Annotated in this window: 14 protein-coding genes and 1 pseudogene; 11 read left to right on the top strand and 4 right to left on the bottom strand. The window is 65.0% G+C overall.

Annotation, left to right across the window (positions count from 1 at the left end):
• Positions 1-93: 93 nt before the first annotated feature.
• Both D1F64_RS24780 and D1F64_RS24785 read right to left on the bottom strand, forming a co-directional pair.
• A pseudogene (locus tag D1F64_RS24780) lies at positions 94-1,214 on the bottom strand (DegT/DnrJ/EryC1/StrS family aminotransferase).
• Positions 1,211-1,618, bottom strand: coding sequence for a hypothetical protein (locus tag D1F64_RS24785; protein WP_248304501.1), 408 nt, complete (start codon positions 1,616-1,618; stop codon positions 1,211-1,213). The pseudogene D1F64_RS24780 and the gene D1F64_RS24785 overlap by 4 nt, the downstream one beginning before the upstream one ends.
• Here D1F64_RS24785 and D1F64_RS24790 point away from each other — a divergent pair.
• Positions 1,610-2,137, top strand: a complete 528-nt coding sequence (locus D1F64_RS24790) for a hypothetical protein (protein WP_248304502.1) — start codon at positions 1,610-1,612, stop codon at positions 2,135-2,137. The two genes, D1F64_RS24785 and D1F64_RS24790, sit on opposite strands and share 9 nt — an antisense overlap.
• Here D1F64_RS24790 and D1F64_RS17910 read toward each other — a convergent pair.
• Together D1F64_RS17910 and D1F64_RS25260 are read right to left on the bottom strand one after the other, a co-directional pair.
• Positions 2,116-3,360 (bottom strand): glycosyltransferase, encoded by a 1,245-nt coding sequence (locus D1F64_RS17910; protein ID WP_162901630.1) that lies wholly within the window; start codon positions 3,358-3,360, stop codon positions 2,116-2,118. The two genes, D1F64_RS24790 and D1F64_RS17910, sit on opposite strands and share 22 nt — an antisense overlap.
• Before the next feature lie 140 nt (positions 3,361-3,500).
• Positions 3,501-3,989 (bottom strand): DapH/DapD/GlmU-related protein, encoded by a 489-nt coding sequence (locus D1F64_RS25260; protein WP_117414697.1) that lies wholly within the window; start codon positions 3,987-3,989, stop codon positions 3,501-3,503.
• Between the two features lie 336 nt (positions 3,990-4,325).
• On the opposite strand from D1F64_RS25260, the gene D1F64_RS17920 reads away from it, so the two are divergent.
• The 10 genes from D1F64_RS17920 (at position 4,326) to D1F64_RS17960 (ending at position 14,960) form a co-directional block, all read left to right on the top strand.
• On the top strand, positions 4,326-5,015 hold the full coding sequence (locus D1F64_RS17920; RefSeq protein ID WP_117413525.1) for a hypothetical protein: 690 nt from the start codon (positions 4,326-4,328) through the stop codon (positions 5,013-5,015).
• 339 nt (positions 5,016-5,354) lie between these two features.
• Positions 5,355-6,404: a C4-dicarboxylate TRAP transporter substrate-binding protein gene (locus D1F64_RS17925; protein ID WP_117413526.1), complete on the top strand. Its 1,050-nt coding sequence runs from the start codon at positions 5,355-5,357 to the stop codon at positions 6,402-6,404.
• 117 nt (positions 6,405-6,521) lie between these two features.
• Positions 6,522-7,043, top strand: a complete 522-nt coding sequence (locus D1F64_RS17930) for a TRAP transporter small permease (protein WP_117413527.1) — start codon at positions 6,522-6,524, stop codon at positions 7,041-7,043.
• Positions 7,043-8,383 carry a TRAP transporter large permease gene (locus D1F64_RS17935; protein WP_117413528.1) on the top strand — a complete coding sequence of 447 codons (1,341 nt, stop codon included), beginning with the start codon at positions 7,043-7,045 and terminating at the stop codon, positions 8,381-8,383. The genes D1F64_RS17930 and D1F64_RS17935 overlap by 1 nt, the downstream gene beginning before the upstream one ends.
• Positions 8,384-8,413: 30 nt before the next feature.
• Positions 8,414-9,217: an IclR family transcriptional regulator gene (locus D1F64_RS17940; protein ID WP_117413529.1), complete on the top strand. Its 804-nt coding sequence runs from the start codon at positions 8,414-8,416 to the stop codon at positions 9,215-9,217.
• Between the two features lie 96 nt (positions 9,218-9,313).
• Positions 9,314-9,466, top strand: a complete 153-nt coding sequence (locus D1F64_RS24805) for a hypothetical protein (protein ID WP_248304503.1) — start codon at positions 9,314-9,316, stop codon at positions 9,464-9,466.
• Complete coding sequence (locus tag D1F64_RS17945; protein ID WP_248304796.1) at positions 9,412-11,445, top strand: 3-hydroxyacyl-CoA dehydrogenase NAD-binding domain-containing protein; 2,034 nt, start codon at positions 9,412-9,414, stop codon at positions 11,443-11,445. Before D1F64_RS24805 ends, D1F64_RS17945 begins: the two co-directional genes overlap by 55 nt.
• Entirely contained in the window at positions 11,442-12,617 is a 1,176-nt protein-coding gene (locus tag D1F64_RS17950; protein WP_117413530.1) for an acetyl-CoA C-acyltransferase, read from the top strand. The genes D1F64_RS17945 and D1F64_RS17950 overlap by 4 nt, the downstream gene beginning before the upstream one ends.
• An 11-nt stretch (positions 12,618-12,628) precedes the next feature.
• Positions 12,629-13,825, top strand: coding sequence for an acyl-CoA dehydrogenase family protein (locus D1F64_RS17955; RefSeq protein ID WP_117413531.1), 1,197 nt, complete (start codon positions 12,629-12,631; stop codon positions 13,823-13,825).
• Between the two features lie 226 nt (positions 13,826-14,051).
• On the top strand, positions 14,052-14,960 hold the full coding sequence (locus D1F64_RS17960) for an acyl-CoA dehydrogenase (RefSeq protein WP_205470529.1): 909 nt from the start codon (positions 14,052-14,054) through the stop codon (positions 14,958-14,960).
• Position 14,961 lies beyond the last annotated feature (1 nt).

Genomic DNA, 14,961 nt, shown 5'->3' on the forward strand with positions numbered 1-14,961 from the left:
CAACCGCGCGCGCAAACGGCGCCGAGCGCTGCCTATCCTCCGCATCGAACAGCGGTGTCGCGGGGTGCTGCGTGATTCCGGACCCGATCGCCGTCATGCGCGCCGCAGACGATCGCACAGCGTCGCGGCCACGCGCCGGACGTCCGTGTCCGCAAGGCGGGGATAGATCGGCAGGCACAAAACCTTCTCCGCCATCGCCACCGCGCCCGACAGCGGCCCCGATCTCGCGAGATGCGCATAGGCCGGCTGAAGATGCAGCGGGGCCGGATAGTGAACGGCGGTATGAATGCCGGCGCGTTGAAGATCCGCGGCGACGCGATCGCGATCCTCAATGAGAACGGCGTATTGCGAGCGGGCGCTCTTCGTGTCCGCCACAACCGTCGCAAAGTCGAGCAGCCCGGCGCTCCGCGCGCCCTCCAGGAGCGCATCGTACGTCGCGCCGATGCGACGGCGTTGCGACAGCGCTGCGTCCAGTCCGTCAAGACGGGCCAGCAGGGCCGCCGCCGCAATGGAGTTCAGGCGACCGTTCAGCCCCAGCCGTTCGTGCCGGTACTTGCCGCTTTGCCCGTGGTCGCGGACTTCGGCCAACCTGCGGGCCAGTTCGGCGTCATCGGTGAACACCGCCCCGCCATCGCCCGCGCCCCCAGAACCTTGGTCGGAAAGAAGCTGGTACACCCGATCCGCGCCAGGGAGCCGCTGCGCCTGCCGCTCCGTTCCGCGCCGAAACTCTGCGCCGCATCTTCGATGACCGAAACGCCATGGCGTGACGCGCAGGCATTGATCGCCGCGAAATCGGCAGGATGCCCGTAGAGAGACACCGCGACGACGGCCTTGGTCTTTGCCGATATCGCCGCGTCCAGCGCCCGGGAATCGACAAGCCCCGAGGGACAGCACACATCCACGAAGACCGGCGCGGCGCCCAGGAGCAATGCGCATTCAACGGGGGCGGCGAATGTGTAGGCCGGCACGATAACCTCGTCGCCCGGACCGATATCCAATGCGATCATGGCCATGAGCAGCGCGGTCGTTCCCGAGGCGCAGGAGACGGCATGCGCGGCGCCCGTTTCACGCGCCAGCCGGCTTTCGAGCTCCGCGATCTCCGGTCCCATCACGAATTGCCCGTGTTCGAACACGGCCGCGATGCGCGTCAGTGCGTTATGCTTCAACGGCTCCCATTCGGCCTTCAGATCAACAAAGGGCACAGGCCTGGTCATGTGGCGCCTTGGGCGGCGAGCGCGGGACGCATGCAGAAGCCGCGAATGCGCTCGGCCAGCCAAAACACCGGAAGCGCCTCGGCTCCGGTCGATACCCCGGCTGGCTGCCCGTCGCAGAGGTTCAGAAAGGACTGCGCCTGGCGGGACAACGGATCGGCATCAGGAGCCGTCGGCATTTCGGTCAGGTCGAACGCCTGAAGCGCGTCGCCAAGGGGGGCCACTTCGATGGTCCTCTTGCGCGCATGGCCGGACTGGCTTGCCGTGAGGTCGAAGCGCCGCGCGCCGAAGTCGAGGCGGCATGTGACGTGGCGCAGCCTCTCCCCGACCCACTCGCTTTCAAGGATGCGGATGTCGCAATCCGCGCGTCCTTCCATTCGAACGATCCAGTCAAGATCATGGACCATGAGATCCGCGATGGCGTCGGGCTGATTGGCATCCGGCCAAAGCGGCGACACGCGTTCGGTGGCGACATGGCCCGCGCCTCCATCGAGAATCGCAACACAGCGTTCGATATTCGCGTTGAAGCGTTCGTTCTGACCAATCGCGAGCGCCGCCCCTCCGGATGCGGCCGCGGCGATCATCGCCTCGATATCGCGGGCCCGGAGCGCCAGGGGTTTCTCGACAAGGCAGTGCACGCCCGCCTCCAGGAGCGGCACGGCGACGTCGCGATGGGTTTCCGGCGGCGTCGCGACGATCGCGAAGTCAACCGGCGTGGCGAAATCCCGCGCCGCATGGGCGAAATCAAGCCCCAGGGCAGTCGCAAGGGCTTTCCCCGCTGCGTCGACATCCACGACCCCGGTGACCAGAACCGACGGCATGGCGAGGAGCGTGCGCAAGTGCAACCGCCCCATTTTGCCCAGACCGATCACAAGCGCCCTTTTGCGCGGCTGGCTGTTGCCGGCTACTGCTTCCGAAACCACTGATTATACCTTTGAACAAAACGGGCGGGCGCCCGAAGCGCGGAGGACTTGATGCTGGCAACAACGCCCCGCGCCGACGCCTGCATCTCGGCGGCGAGGGCCTCGGATCGTGCGCGATAGTCTTTCACTTCACGGGTCAAGGAATTGCGTTCGCTCTCCAGAGCGTTCCGAAGCTGCTCATTCTGAATGGCCGATTTCAATCTCGGCGAGAGAGAACGCAGATACTCCGAGGCGGCCTGCAGCTTGCGGACGTCAGTCACGGATTCGCCCGTCTCGGCCCAGGTCCTTTCGACCTGATGGTAGATCGAGATCCAGCGATCGACCACCGGATCCAGATCAGCATCCTTGCGAATCCGGTCCGTGACATGGCGCGCGTCGCGCGCGTCGTACCTCTCGAGCTCGCGCTGAACGGTTTCGGACGTCAATACGTTCGCCTGCATGGATCGCACGCCAAAATTCAATCCGCGCAGCCGGTCCACGTTGTCTGTCGTCACCATGCCGGCAAGACCCGCATAGTCCGTCACAATCACCGCGCAACCTGATGCCATGGCCTCGATCGCGGCCCGCGCCTTCGCGAAGACAATGTCGTAGTCAGCGAGTATTTTCTCAGGGTGGGCGACCCGGTTTCCGGACCGGATGCCGACGACATCGATGCGCTCGATCCCGCATCGCTCACAGGCGGAGCGGATCGCGTCCGAAACCTCCGATGCATGATTGCTGAAGACCAACGCCGATTTCGGCCTGTCGGGCAGCGTCCGTATCCGCTGGAATTTCTGCAGATCGACGAAGTTGTAGAGCGTCGTGATGCGTTGAGGCGAAATACCGTGGGTGGTGAGCAGCCGTTCGCGGCACAGGTCGTCAACCGCCACGTAGCTCATGATGGTGGGATAGGCCGGCGGAGCTTCCTGCCATGGCGCCCAGCCATGACAGATGTAGACAACCGGGACGTGCGGATAGCGCAGCGCTGCGGTCATGGTTTCGTGATGGTGCTGGCCATGAATGACGTCAGGCGCGACCGTCATCTCGCGGAGATCGTCAATCACCGGGATGGTGCGTTTGCTCAGCTCCTCCGCCACCTCGCCGAGTTCGGGGCTATAGGCCACCGGGAAATGACCCTTTTTCATCAGCGCGACCGCGAGATCGAGCAGGTAAAGCTCGGAGCCGGCACGCGATGCCAGCGTATTGTTGGTCATCAGGATCCGCAGTGGACGCCCGGCATCAGCCATGAATTTGCGCTCCCGGACCGGCTTGGACCAAGATCGCCCGCATTCTCCCCAGGGCGGCGGCACAGACATGTATTCGTCGCAAACTATGGGGCCGCACTGCGCGATAGGAGAACAAAACTGCTTTCATCAATGTGACAGGCCTACTCTGCGTCCTCGGGCATGCGAACCCGCGCCGGATTTCCCATGACGAGCGCTCCGGGAGGAACGTCCCGGACCACCACGCTGCCCGCGCCGACGACCGCGCCCGCGCCAATGCGCACGCCGGGCAGGATGCGGCTGCCGCCACCGATCTTCGCGCCCTTCCCGATGTGGGGAAAGGTCAGCGGACCGCCCTTCAGCTTGTCGTTCAAGGTCACCACGTGCGGTCCGATGAACACATCGTCCTCCACGACGACGCCACGGGTAATGTGGCATCCGGTCTGAATGGAGACGTTGTTTCCAATGACGCAGGCGCAGATGTTGCAGTGGGAGCCGATCGTGGTGCCGGACCCGATGCGGGCCGTGGCGTGGATCAGCGTCATCGACCCGACCCTGGCTCCCGCTCCGATCACGACGTCGTCCTGAACCTCCGTGAGGTCGGGATTGTAGAACACGACGTCGGGGAACCGATCCGTCAAGCCGAGCCGCATTATCAAATCCTCGCCTTGCATTGCGAACCGCGCGCCCACCCTATCGGCAAATCAGCGCGTCGAAACGATTTTCCCGTTTCAATAGCAGCTATCATCAAGCCTTGCGCGGCGCCACTGACATAACGCGCCATTCCTCGATCCCGGATGCGCGAGAAAAGCGGGCGCTGGCCATGTCTCTCGCGCACGGCAGCCGCGCATGGACCGGTCCAGCCCCACTGCGCCAGCAGCGCGCGTTGCGTGGCACCTTGCAATCCCCGGTCCCGGGCGGCCATAAAGGCAACAACGGCGCCTGACCCGGCGCGGACTGCCGCATGATTGAAGTTCGGGACGTATTCCATGTCAAAGGTACAGAGCCTCGGCGAAGCGATGGCGGAGGCCCATGGCTTCCTGGGCGTTCCGACCGGGACCTTTGATGAAGGCGGCCGGCGGCAATTCATCGCCCTGTTGCGCGAAGGCCTGGCGCCCGAGACGAAAGTCTGCGAGATCGGATCCGGCTGCCTGCGCACGGCGTATTGGCTCGTGCGGTTCCTCGATGCGGACGGCTATTGCGGGATCGAACCCTTCCGCAGCCGCGTCGAGTGGGGCCTGGAAACGCTGTTCTCAAAAGAACTGCTTGCGGAGAAGGCGCCGCGGTTCGACTTCAACGAGGACTTCGACACATCGGTGTTTCAAGCCACCTTCGACATGTTTCTTGCCGGGTCCATCTGGACCCACTGCAGCAAGGCGCACATTGAAACCATGCTTGACGGCTTTGTCGACAACGCTTCGCCAAACGCCACGTTTCTCGCGTCCTATCTGGCAGCGACGGGGCCCGAGGATGACTACCAGGGCGACACCTGGGTGGGCACCAGCCACAGATCGTCAGAGGCCGGCGTCATCCGCCACAGCCTTGACTGGATTTCGCAACAGTGTGAGCGCCGCGCGCTCAGTGTGACATTCGTGCCCGGTGCGGCCTTCGATGGACAGAACTGGCTTCGGGTCCGCCGGGCCGGTGTCCCGCCTCATGGTGACATGATCCGGGATTGATGCGGGCGCCCCGCCTCCGATAACCCAAGACCGCCACGCGCTGGTCACACCACCCGGGCGGATTGCTGCTGCGTCACGCGGTCCCCCGACACGCCACCCTTGCAACGACCGGTCACCACAGCGAGACCCGTGAAGGCGCGCGCCCGGTTCCGCGACACATGCGACGCCACCCGACGATATCCGCGGGAATGCCCCTTGGTCATGGCCCGGTCATCGCCCGGCCGCGCCAGATCTCCCGGAAAACTTGGACGCGAGGGATTGTCAGCCCGCGTGCGTTCGCATATATTTCGCCATGCGGTCGATAGTTCCGCATAGTAGAATTATGGGAAGGGAGGCCCGATGAAAAAGATACTCGCAGCTACAACAGCCCTGATGCTGAGCCTGTCCGCCAGCGCAGCCTTCGCTGAAACCACGCTTATTCTCGGCGAAGCCGGCCCCAATCGCGGCGCCCGCGCCAAGTCGCTCGAACATTTTGTCAGCGAAGTCGAGACCCAGTCGAAAGGCGAGCTGAAGATCGACGTCCAGTGGGGCGGCGCGCTCTTCAAGGCCGGCGGCGCGGTTCAGGGCGTCGCGGACGGTGTCGCGGACATCGGCACGGTGATCGCGGTCTACTTCCCGCAGGAAATGCTGGGCTACGGCATCGCGGATCTGCCGCTTCTCAATGAGAACCCCTGGGTCGGCATGCGCGCCACCGACGAACTCATGCGCACCGCGCCCGCCATTCAGGCCGATCTCGCCGCCAAGAACCTGGTCTACGTGGGCACGTTCACCACCTCGCAGGTCAACATCGGCTGCAAGGGCAAGGCCATCCGCTCCGTCGACGACATTGCCGGGCTCAAGGTGCGCGGCGTCGGCGCCTACGGAAAGACCTTCCAGGATTTCGACGCAAATCTGGTCAGCATGTCGATCTACGACGCCTATCAGGGCCTCGACACGGGCCTCATCGACTGTTCGCAGGGCTATTCCTATGCGGTTGCCGCCCTGAAGCAGCAGGAAGTGATGACCAGCTACACCCTGTTGAACTGGGGTCAGGTCGGCGGCCTTGGACTGTTCATGAACAAGGACAGCTACGACGCGCTCGACGACGCGGCGAAGGAAGCGCTGGCGAAGGCCGGCGTCTCCATGGCCGACAAGCTCGGCGAGCTGATCACTGCCGACAACGAAGCGGCCATCGAGAAGATGAAGGCCGCCGGCGTGGAGGTCATCTCCCTTCCCGCGCAGGAACGCGACAAGCTCGTCACCGCCGGTGAGAAGTATGTCAGCGCCTGGATCGAACGCGCCGATGCGGCCGGTCTCGATGGCAAGATGCTTCTGGACCAGTACAGGGCACTCTTGAAGAAGTACGAGACCGAAAGAGCCGAACAGGGCTACCCCTGGACGCGCAACTAGGCACGGTTTCGCGGACGGTCTTCGTCCGCCACTGACGCCGAAACGTTCCGGCCGGTTCATCCGGCCGGGACGCCACGCCCTTTCCCAGATATTCTTCTTCACTTTCCGGAGCTTCAGATGCTGCAACGGATCGAACGTTTGCTGCTGGACCTGTCCGTCTGCGCGATCGCCGGGCTGTGCCTGTTGATCACCGCGAGCGTGATCCTGAGGGCCACCCTCAACTCCGGCATCCCCGACACGGTCGTGATCGTTCGCGAGCTCATGGTCTTCGCGATCATCCTGCCGCTGGCCGCCGCAACCGCCGCGCGCAGCCATATCGCCGTTGAATTTGTCGCCAACATGCTGTCTCCCCGGGCCCAGGGCGCGTTGATCGTGCTGGGCAGCATCGCCGGTCTGCTGGCGCTGATTCCGCTGCTTTATTCCGGCTGGCGGGAGATGACCCATACGCTGACCAACGGCGCCTTCTACTTCGGACAGCTCTCACTGCCGAAATGGCCCGGGCGCGTCATCTTCTTCATCGGCCTCACCGTGTGCTGGCTGCGGCTTCTCCATCTCGTGATCACCGACGCCATCCGGTTGCGCCGGGGAGAAAACCTCGCCGATATCGTCCGCGCGGCCGGCGCTTCGGGAGAGCACTGATGGACGGAACCACTGTCGGCCTGGTGGCTTTCGCCTCGGTCCTGGGCCTTCTCGCCTTGCGGGTGCCGATCGCCTTCGCGCTCGCGGGCGTCGCCGCCGTGGGCACCTTCGTGATCTTCGCGTTCAGGACGGGAAGCTTCACCCCCGAGCGGGCCATCAATCCCACCACATCGCTGGTGTTTTCGAACTTCTACGACCTGGTCCATTCCTACGATCTGTCGATGATCCCGCTGTTCGTCGCTCTGGGACACATCGCCTACCGCTCCGAGATCACGACCCGCATCTATGACGCGGCCCGGGTGTGGCTGGTGAACGTCCCCGGTGGCGTCGCCATGGCGTCCATTCTCGGCTGCGGCGGCTTCTCGGCGATCACCGGATCCTCGATCGCCTGCGCCTCGACCATGGGACGCATCTGTTCGCCGGAAATGCTGCGCATGGGCTACGACAAGCGGCTGGCCACGGCCAGCGTCGCCGCCGGCGGCACGCTGGGATCGCTGATCCCGCCCTCCGTGCTGTTCATCATCTATGGCATCTTCACCGAGACCTCGATCAGCAAGCTGTTCCTCGCCGGCATCCTGCCGGGGCTTTTGACCCTGGCTGGATTTCTGTTCGTGGTCTTCGTCTGGGTGAAGCGCGATCCGTCCGCGGCGCCCGTCTTCAAGGGAACGCTTGCCCGGGGCGACAGGCGCCGCGCCGCGTTCAAGGCATGGCCGGCCCTCGCCCTCTTCGCCATCATCATCGGCGGCATCTACGGCGGCATCTTCACCGCGACGGAAGCCGCCGCCATCTGCGTCGCCGTGGCCACGATTTTCGGCTTCGCGCAGAAGAAACTGACGCTCCAGGGCCTGATCGACAGCCTGCGCGAAACAGCGCTTCAGACGGCCGCCATCTTCATCATCGCCGCGTCCGCGAAGATCTTTGTCGCCTTCGTTGCGCTGACCGGTGTCGCGGGCTCGATCGGCGAAACCGTCACCGCTGCCAACCTGTCGCCCGGCGTGCTGCTGCTGGTGATCGCGCTGGTCTATCTGGCGCTCGGCATGTTCCTCGACCCGATCGGCATCATGGTGCTCACGCTTCCGCTGATGATTCCGCTGGTCGAGAGCTATGGATTCGACCTGATCTGGTTCGGCGTCGTGGTGATCAAGCTGCTTGAGATCGGCCTGATAACCCCGCCGGTGGGTCTCAACGTCTTCGTCATCGGCAATGTTGTCGGCAAGGAAGTGTCCATCGACAAGATCTTCGCGGGCGTGATGCGGTTTCTCGCGGTGGATGTGATCGTCCTTCTGCTTCTTATTCTGTTTCCGATCATTTCGATCCTCATTCCAGCAACGATGCGCTAGAGGAGAGTCGTCTGTCATGAGGATCGAAGAATGAGCGAATTCGAGACCGACCGCCGGTTTGCCACAACCCTTTCCAGAGGTCTCAGCGTGCTGCGGGCGTTCCGCGTTTCCGACGACGGGCTGGGCAATGCGGAGATTTCGGAACGCACCGGCCTGCCGAAATCGACCGTCTCGCGGCTGACCTTCACGCTCCAGGCGCTCGGCTACCTCAGCCACACCCGCCGCCACGACCGCTATCGCCCCGGCCCCGCCCTGCTGGCACTTGGAAACATCGCCAGCGCGGCGATCACCTTCGTGGATCTGTCCGAGCCCCTGATGCAACGGCTCGCCGATGAGACGGGCACCCTGGCGCTGCTAGCGGTAAGAGACCAGAACAAGATGATGCTGGTGAAAACCTGGCGCCCGCGCACCGTCGCCTCGATCTGGCTGGAAGTCGGTCACCGGCTGCCGTTCGAAAGCTCCTCCTCCGGCCACGCCCTTCTCGCGGCGCTGTCGGAAGAAGCCTTCGAACGGCTGCTCGCGGAAACCGGAGAGGACGTACTTGCGCACGACCGCGCCCTTGAGATCCGCAAGCAAGCCAACAGCCAGTTGATGTCGCGCGGTTTCGTCATCGCGGATCCCGCCACCTATTTCGCGCCCAATATCCACGCCGTATCGGTGCCCTTCCACTCACGCGATCTGGGCGAGCCGGTGATGTTCACCTGCGGCGCGACCCCGGCCGACCTCACGATGGAGCGCATGATCGAGCAGGTTGGACCACAGTTGAAGAGCACCGTGAGGGAACTGGAGCGGATCATGGGCCAAAGCCCGGGACGCGGCCAGATCGGCCTATAGCGCGCGCCGTATTTCCGCATAATGGAATTAAATTTTGCATATTGAAATATGCAAGGGCCCATTGCACAGTGCGGCCAGGAACTGAGGAGCAGGCCGATGACCGGATCCGTGAGCTATGATCTTCGCGATGGCGTGGCCGTCATCACCATCGACAATCCCCCGTCAACGCGCTCTCGCAGAGCATCCGCGCCGGACTGCAGGCGGCCGTCGACCGGCTTTCCGATGACGCCGACGCGCGCGCCGGCGTGATCATCGGCGCCGGCAAGATCTTTGTCGGAGGCGCGGACATCACGGAATTCGGCAAGCCGCCCCAGACGCCGTCGCTGCCGGATGTGATCAACCACATCGAGGATTGCGACAAACCGGTCGTCGCCGCCGTCAACGGCGCGGCCATCGGCGGAGGCTTCGAGATCGCGCTTGGCGCGCATGCCCGGATTGCCTCGGCAAACGCCAGCGTGAGCCTTCCCGAGGTCACCCTGGGACTGATGCCCGGCGCCGGCGGCACGCAGCGGCTGCCGCGGCTCATCGGTGTACCCGCAGCCCTCGACATCATCACCAGCGCGCGCCGCCTGTCCGCCGACGAAGCCCGCCAGCTTGGCATTATGGACGGGATCACCGCGCCCGAAGACCTGCGCGCCACGGCGATCAGCCGCGCCAGGGCGCTCGCGGAAGCCGGAGGCACACCGGACCGTCTCGGCCTGCGCCCGCGCCCGGACGCCGATGCCGCGGTGTTCGAGACCGCCCGCGCAACGGTTCAGGCCCGCCATCGCGGCGACGTCGCTCGTCTTCGCGCCATCGACACGGTGGAAGCCGCGACCCGGCTCGACCGGGCGGAGGGTCTTGTCCTGGAACGCCACGGGTTCCTGTCGCTGATGGAAACGCCGCAGCGCGCGGCGCTCATCCACGCGTTTTTCGCCGAACGCAAGGCCAGCCACCTGCCGCAGATCAAGGGCGTGACACCGCCGGCAACCGAGGAGATCGGCGTGATCGGCGGCGGCACCATGGGCGCGGGCATCGCCACCGCGGCGCTGCTGGCCGGCTTCAAGGTCACCCTGGTGGAGCGGGAAGAAACCTTCGCCGAAAAGGCGTGGGAAACGATTGCCCGCAATCTTGCGGGCGCCGTCAAACGCGGCAAACTGAGCGCGGACGACCGCGACGCCATTCTCGCGAAGAACCTGTCGACTGTCGTCGGATACGAGTCCCTGGCGCAGGCCGACCTGATCATCGAGGCCGTTTTCGAGAGCATGGACGTCAAGAAGGAGGTCTTCGAAACGCTTGACCGGATCGCCAAGCCGGGCGCGACACTCGCGACCAACACATCGTATCTCGACATCAACGAGATCGCACGGGCCACCGGCCGTCCCCAGGACGTGATCGGCCTGCACTTCTTCTCCCCCGCCCATGTCATGCGCCTGCTCGAGGTCGTGATCGCGGAGAAGACGGACACCATTCATGTCGCCCGGGCCTTCTCGCTCGCGCGCAAGCTTGGCAAGATCGCGGTGCCCGCCGGCGTCTGCGACGGCTTCATCGGCAACCGCATCCTCGCCCACTACAAGCTCGCCGCCGACTACATGATGATGGACGGCGCCAGCCCCTACGAGATCGATGCGGCGCTGGTCGACTTCGGCTTCGCCATGGGACCGTTCCAGGTTTCCGATCTCGCGGGCATCGACATCGGCTATGCGGCCCGGCAGCGCAAGGCATCCTCGCGGCATCCGCGCGAGCGCGTCGTGGATGTCGCCGACACGCTCTATCACAACGGCTGGCTCGGCCAGAAAACCGGACGCGGCTTCTACATTTACGATCCCGACAGCCCGAAGGGCCGCCCGGATCCGGAGGTACTGGCGCTGCTGTCGGAGGCACGAACCAGGGCCGGCATCACCCCGCGCGCCTTCTCCGCCGAGGAGATCCAGCGCCGCTACATGGCGGCGATGATCAACGAGGCGGCGCGGGTGCTCGACGACGGCATCGCCCAGCGCGCCTCCGACATCGACGTCGTGTTCCTCTCGGGTTACGGATTTCCGCGCTGGCGCGGCGGCCCGCTGCATTTCGCCGACAGCTACGGTCTCGACAAGGTGCTGGCCGACATCAACGAATTCGCGCGCGAGGACGACCATTACTGGTCCCCCGCGCCGCTGCTCGAAAAACTCGTCGACGAAGGCCGCGGCTTCGCCCGCTTCGACGCGGACATCGAGACCGCCGTCGCTCAAGAAAAGGCCTCCGCATGAACCGCGCCGTCATCGTCTCCGTTGCGAGAACCCCCGTCGGCAAGGCGCATCGCGGCGCGCTGAACCTGACCCATGGCGCCGACATGGCCGGTCATGTGGTCTCGCATGCGGTCAAGCGCGCGGGCATCGATCCGGATCTGATCGAGGACAGCATTTTCGGCTGCGGCTATCCCGAATATGTCACCGGCGGCAACATCGCGCGCCAGGCGGTGATCCGCGCCGGATTGCCGGCCAGCATCGCGGGGACGACCGTCAACCGCTTCTGCGCCTCCGGTCTTCAAGCCATCGCAATGAGCAGCCACATGGTGGCGAGCGAAGGTGCTCTGGCCGCGATCGCGGGCGGCGTCGAAAGCATCTCGATGGTCCAACCCCCGGTCCGCCCCGCCCGCAACGCATGGATCGAGGCGAACAATCCCGCGCTCTACATGACGATGATCGAGACCGCCGACATCGTGGCGAAGCGTTACGGCGTCAGCCGCGACGCGCAGGACGCGCTGGCGCTTCAAAGCCAGCAGCGCACCGCCAGGGCACAGTCCGAAGGGCTGTTCGATGCGGAAATCGTGCCCCTGGACGTGATCATGGCCTCCAAGGACAATGCGTCAGGCGAGATCCATCAGCTCGAGACGCATTGCGCCAACGACGAATGCAACAGGCCGTCCACCACCCTTGAGGCGCTGGCGGCCCTCACCCCGGTGCGCGGTGAGGGCGAAACTGTGACCGCCGGCAATGCCTCGCAGCTCAGCGACGGCGCGGCTGCGATGGTCGTCATGAGCGAGCGCGAGGCCGAAAGGCGCGGACTGGAGCCGCTGGGCTGCTTTCGCGGATTTTCAGTCGCCGGTTGCGCGCCGGACGAAATGGGCATCGGCCCCGTTCTCGCGGTTCCCCGGCTGCTGCAGCGGCAGGGGCTCACGGTCGACGACATCGACCTGTGGGAGCTGAACGAGGCCTTCGCCAGCCAGGCGCTCTATTGCCGCGACCAGCTGGGCATCGACCCGGAGAAATGCAACGTCAACGGCGGCTCGATTGCGCTGGGCCACCCGTTCGGCATGACCGGGGTCCGCATGACAGGGCACCTGCTGATTGAGGGTCGCCGCCGCGGCGCCAAGCTGGGCGTTGTCACCATGTGCATCGGTGGCGGCCAGGGTGCCGCCGGCCTGTTCGAGATATTCTGAGGAGACTTCCGATGGACCTGACCTTCACGCCCGAGCAGGAGGCGTTCCGCAGCGACGTCCGCGCGTTCCTGGATGAGCGCCTGCCCAAACGCCTTTCGGACAAGGTCCGCCTCGGCAAGACGCTGACCAAGGCCGATCACGAGGAATGGCACGCCATTCTCAACGACAGGGGCTGGCTCGCTGGCAACTGGCCCAAGGAATACGGCGGGGCGGGATGGAACGCCGTGCAGCGACACATCTTCGAAGAAGAGATGACCCGGGCCAACGCGCCGCGGATCGTGCCCTTCGGCGTCGCCATGCTGGGTCCCGTCCTGCAGGCCTTCGGCAGCCAGGACCAGAAGGACACCTATCTGCCGCGCATTCTCAACGGCCAGGACTGGTGGTGCCAGGGATATTCCGAGCCCGGCGCGGGATCCGATCTCGCCTCGGTGCGCACCTCGGCCGTGCGCGACGGCGACCACTATGTGGTCAACGGGCAGAAGGCCTGGACCACGCTCGGCCAGCACGCCACCATGATCTTCTGCCTGGTGCGCACCGCGACCGGCGGCAAGCCGCAGGAAGGCATTTCCTTCCTGCTGGTGGACATGCAGTCGCCCGGCATCACTGTGCGCCCGGTCGTGCTCATCGACGGCCAGCCGGAAGTGAACGAAGTCTTCTTCGACGACGTGCGCGTGCCGGTGGGCAACCTCGTCGGCGAGGAGAACAAGGGCTGGACCTACGCCAAGTACCTGCTCACCCACGAACGCACCAACATCGCCGGCGTCGGCTTCGCGCAGGCCGGACTGGAGCACCTGAAGCATGTCGCGCGCTGCGAACTCGACAACGGCCGTCCGCTCATCGAGAACCCGCATTTCGCCGCCCGCATCGCCCAGGTCGAGATCGATCTGATGGCCATGGCGACGACCAACCTGCGTGTGCTCTCCCAAGCGGCCGCGGGACAGGCGCCAGGCGCGGAAAGCTCCATGCTGAAGGTCAAGGGCACGCAGATCCGCCAGGAGATCAACGCGCTCACCCGCGTGGCCGTGGGCAGCTACGCCATGCCGTTTGTTTCCGAGGCGCTGGAGGATGGCTGGAACGAGGAGCCGATCGGCCCCGAATACGCCATGCCGGCCACCGCGAACTACTTCAACAATCGCAAGCTGTCGATCTACGGCGGATCCAATGAGGTCCAGCGCACGATCATCAGCAAGTCAATCCTGGGTCTTTGAGGCGCATCATGAATTTCGAGCTCACCGAAGAACGGCGGATGATGCAGGACTCGCTGCGCCGCTTCCTCGCCGACTCCATCACGCCCGCAAGCCGGGAAGCCGCCGAACAGACCGAGACAGGCTTCTCCCCGGGATCTGGACCGGGCTGGCGGAGCTCGGCGTCATCGGCGCGCTGTTTGGCGAGAACCAGGGCGGATACGGCGGCGCGGGGTTCGATATTGCCACGGTGTTCGAGGAACTCGGCCGGGCCGGCGCCACGGAGCCGCTTCTCGACACCGGCGTGCTGGCGGGCGGTCTTCTCGCGGGAGATGCGCAGCACTGCAGCCTCATCGAACAAGTGATCGAAGGCTCCATCCAGCTCGCCCTGGCGCATGGGGAGCCCGCGAGCCGCTATGACCTCGCCCGCATCGAAACCCGCGCGAAGCGTTCCGGCGAAGGCTACGTTCTCGACGGCCGCAAATCCGTCGTCGTCAATGCCGCCGCCGCGGACTTCATCCTTGTGAGCGCAAGAACCGGCGGCGGGCCTGCCGATACGGACGGCATATCTCTGTTCAGGCTGGACCGCACCACGCAAGGTCTCGAGCTGCGCGACTATCCGCTGTCGGGAGGCGGGCGCGGCGCGGAACTGATCCTGGAGAACATGTCCGTTGCGGCTGACCGCCGCATCGGCGCGGAAGGCGAGTCCTACGAGGCGCTCGTGCACGCCCATGCGCGCGCGACGACCGCCATCTGCGCGGAGGCCGTGGGACTGATGGACGCCATCCGCGACCTGACGTCCGAGTACCTCAAGACGCGCAAGCAGTTCGGCCAGCCGATCGGCAAGTTCCAGGCGCTGCAGCACCGCATGGCGGACATGCTGATCGAAATCGAACAGGCCCGCTCTGCCGTCATCAACCTCGCCGGACACGTGGATGGTACCGCCGCCCGGCGCGACATTCACGTGTCGGCGACGAAAAACCTTATCTCCCGCGCCGGCAAGCTCGTCGTGGAGGAGAGCATCCAGATGCACGGCGGCATCGGCATGACGATGGAGTACGAACTCGGGCATCTCGCCAAGCGCCTGACCATGGTCGATCACCGCTTCGGCGACGGCCTGTATCACCTCGGCCGGTTTATCGCCAAGGCGGTGGCCTGAC

Origin of the sequence: Breoghania sp. L-A4, assembly GCF_003432385.1 — a bacterium.
Lineage (GTDB): Bacteria > Pseudomonadota > Alphaproteobacteria > Rhizobiales > Stappiaceae > Breoghania.

Coding starts and splice junctions, on each gene's coding strand:
- D1F64_RS17920 (WP_117413525.1), top strand. CDS start 4,326: ATGTCAAAGGTACAGAGCCTCGGCGAAGCGATGGCGGAGGCCCATGGC.
- D1F64_RS24790 (WP_248304502.1), top strand. CDS start 1,610: ATGGACCATGAGATCCGCGATGGCGTCGGGCTGATTGGCATCCGGCCA.
- D1F64_RS17940 (WP_117413529.1), top strand. CDS start 8,414: ATGAGCGAATTCGAGACCGACCGCCGGTTTGCCACAACCCTTTCCAGA.
- D1F64_RS17910 (WP_162901630.1), bottom strand. CDS start 3,360: ATGGCTGATGCCGGGCGTCCACTGCGGATCCTGATGACCAACAATACG.
- D1F64_RS17930 (WP_117413527.1), top strand. CDS start 6,522: ATGCTGCAACGGATCGAACGTTTGCTGCTGGACCTGTCCGTCTGCGCG.
- D1F64_RS25260 (WP_117414697.1), bottom strand. CDS start 3,989: ATGCGGCTCGGCTTGACGGATCGGTTCCCCGACGTCGTGTTCTACAAT.
- D1F64_RS24805 (WP_248304503.1), top strand. CDS start 9,314: ATGACCGGATCCGTGAGCTATGATCTTCGCGATGGCGTGGCCGTCATC.
- D1F64_RS17925 (WP_117413526.1), top strand. CDS start 5,355: ATGAAAAAGATACTCGCAGCTACAACAGCCCTGATGCTGAGCCTGTCC.
- D1F64_RS17950 (WP_117413530.1), top strand. CDS start 11,442: ATGAACCGCGCCGTCATCGTCTCCGTTGCGAGAACCCCCGTCGGCAAG.
- D1F64_RS24785 (WP_248304501.1), bottom strand. CDS start 1,618: ATGGTCCATGATCTTGACTGGATCGTTCGAATGGAAGGACGCGCGGAT.
- D1F64_RS17935 (WP_117413528.1), top strand. CDS start 7,043: ATGGACGGAACCACTGTCGGCCTGGTGGCTTTCGCCTCGGTCCTGGGC.
- D1F64_RS17955 (WP_117413531.1), top strand. CDS start 12,629: ATGGACCTGACCTTCACGCCCGAGCAGGAGGCGTTCCGCAGCGACGTC.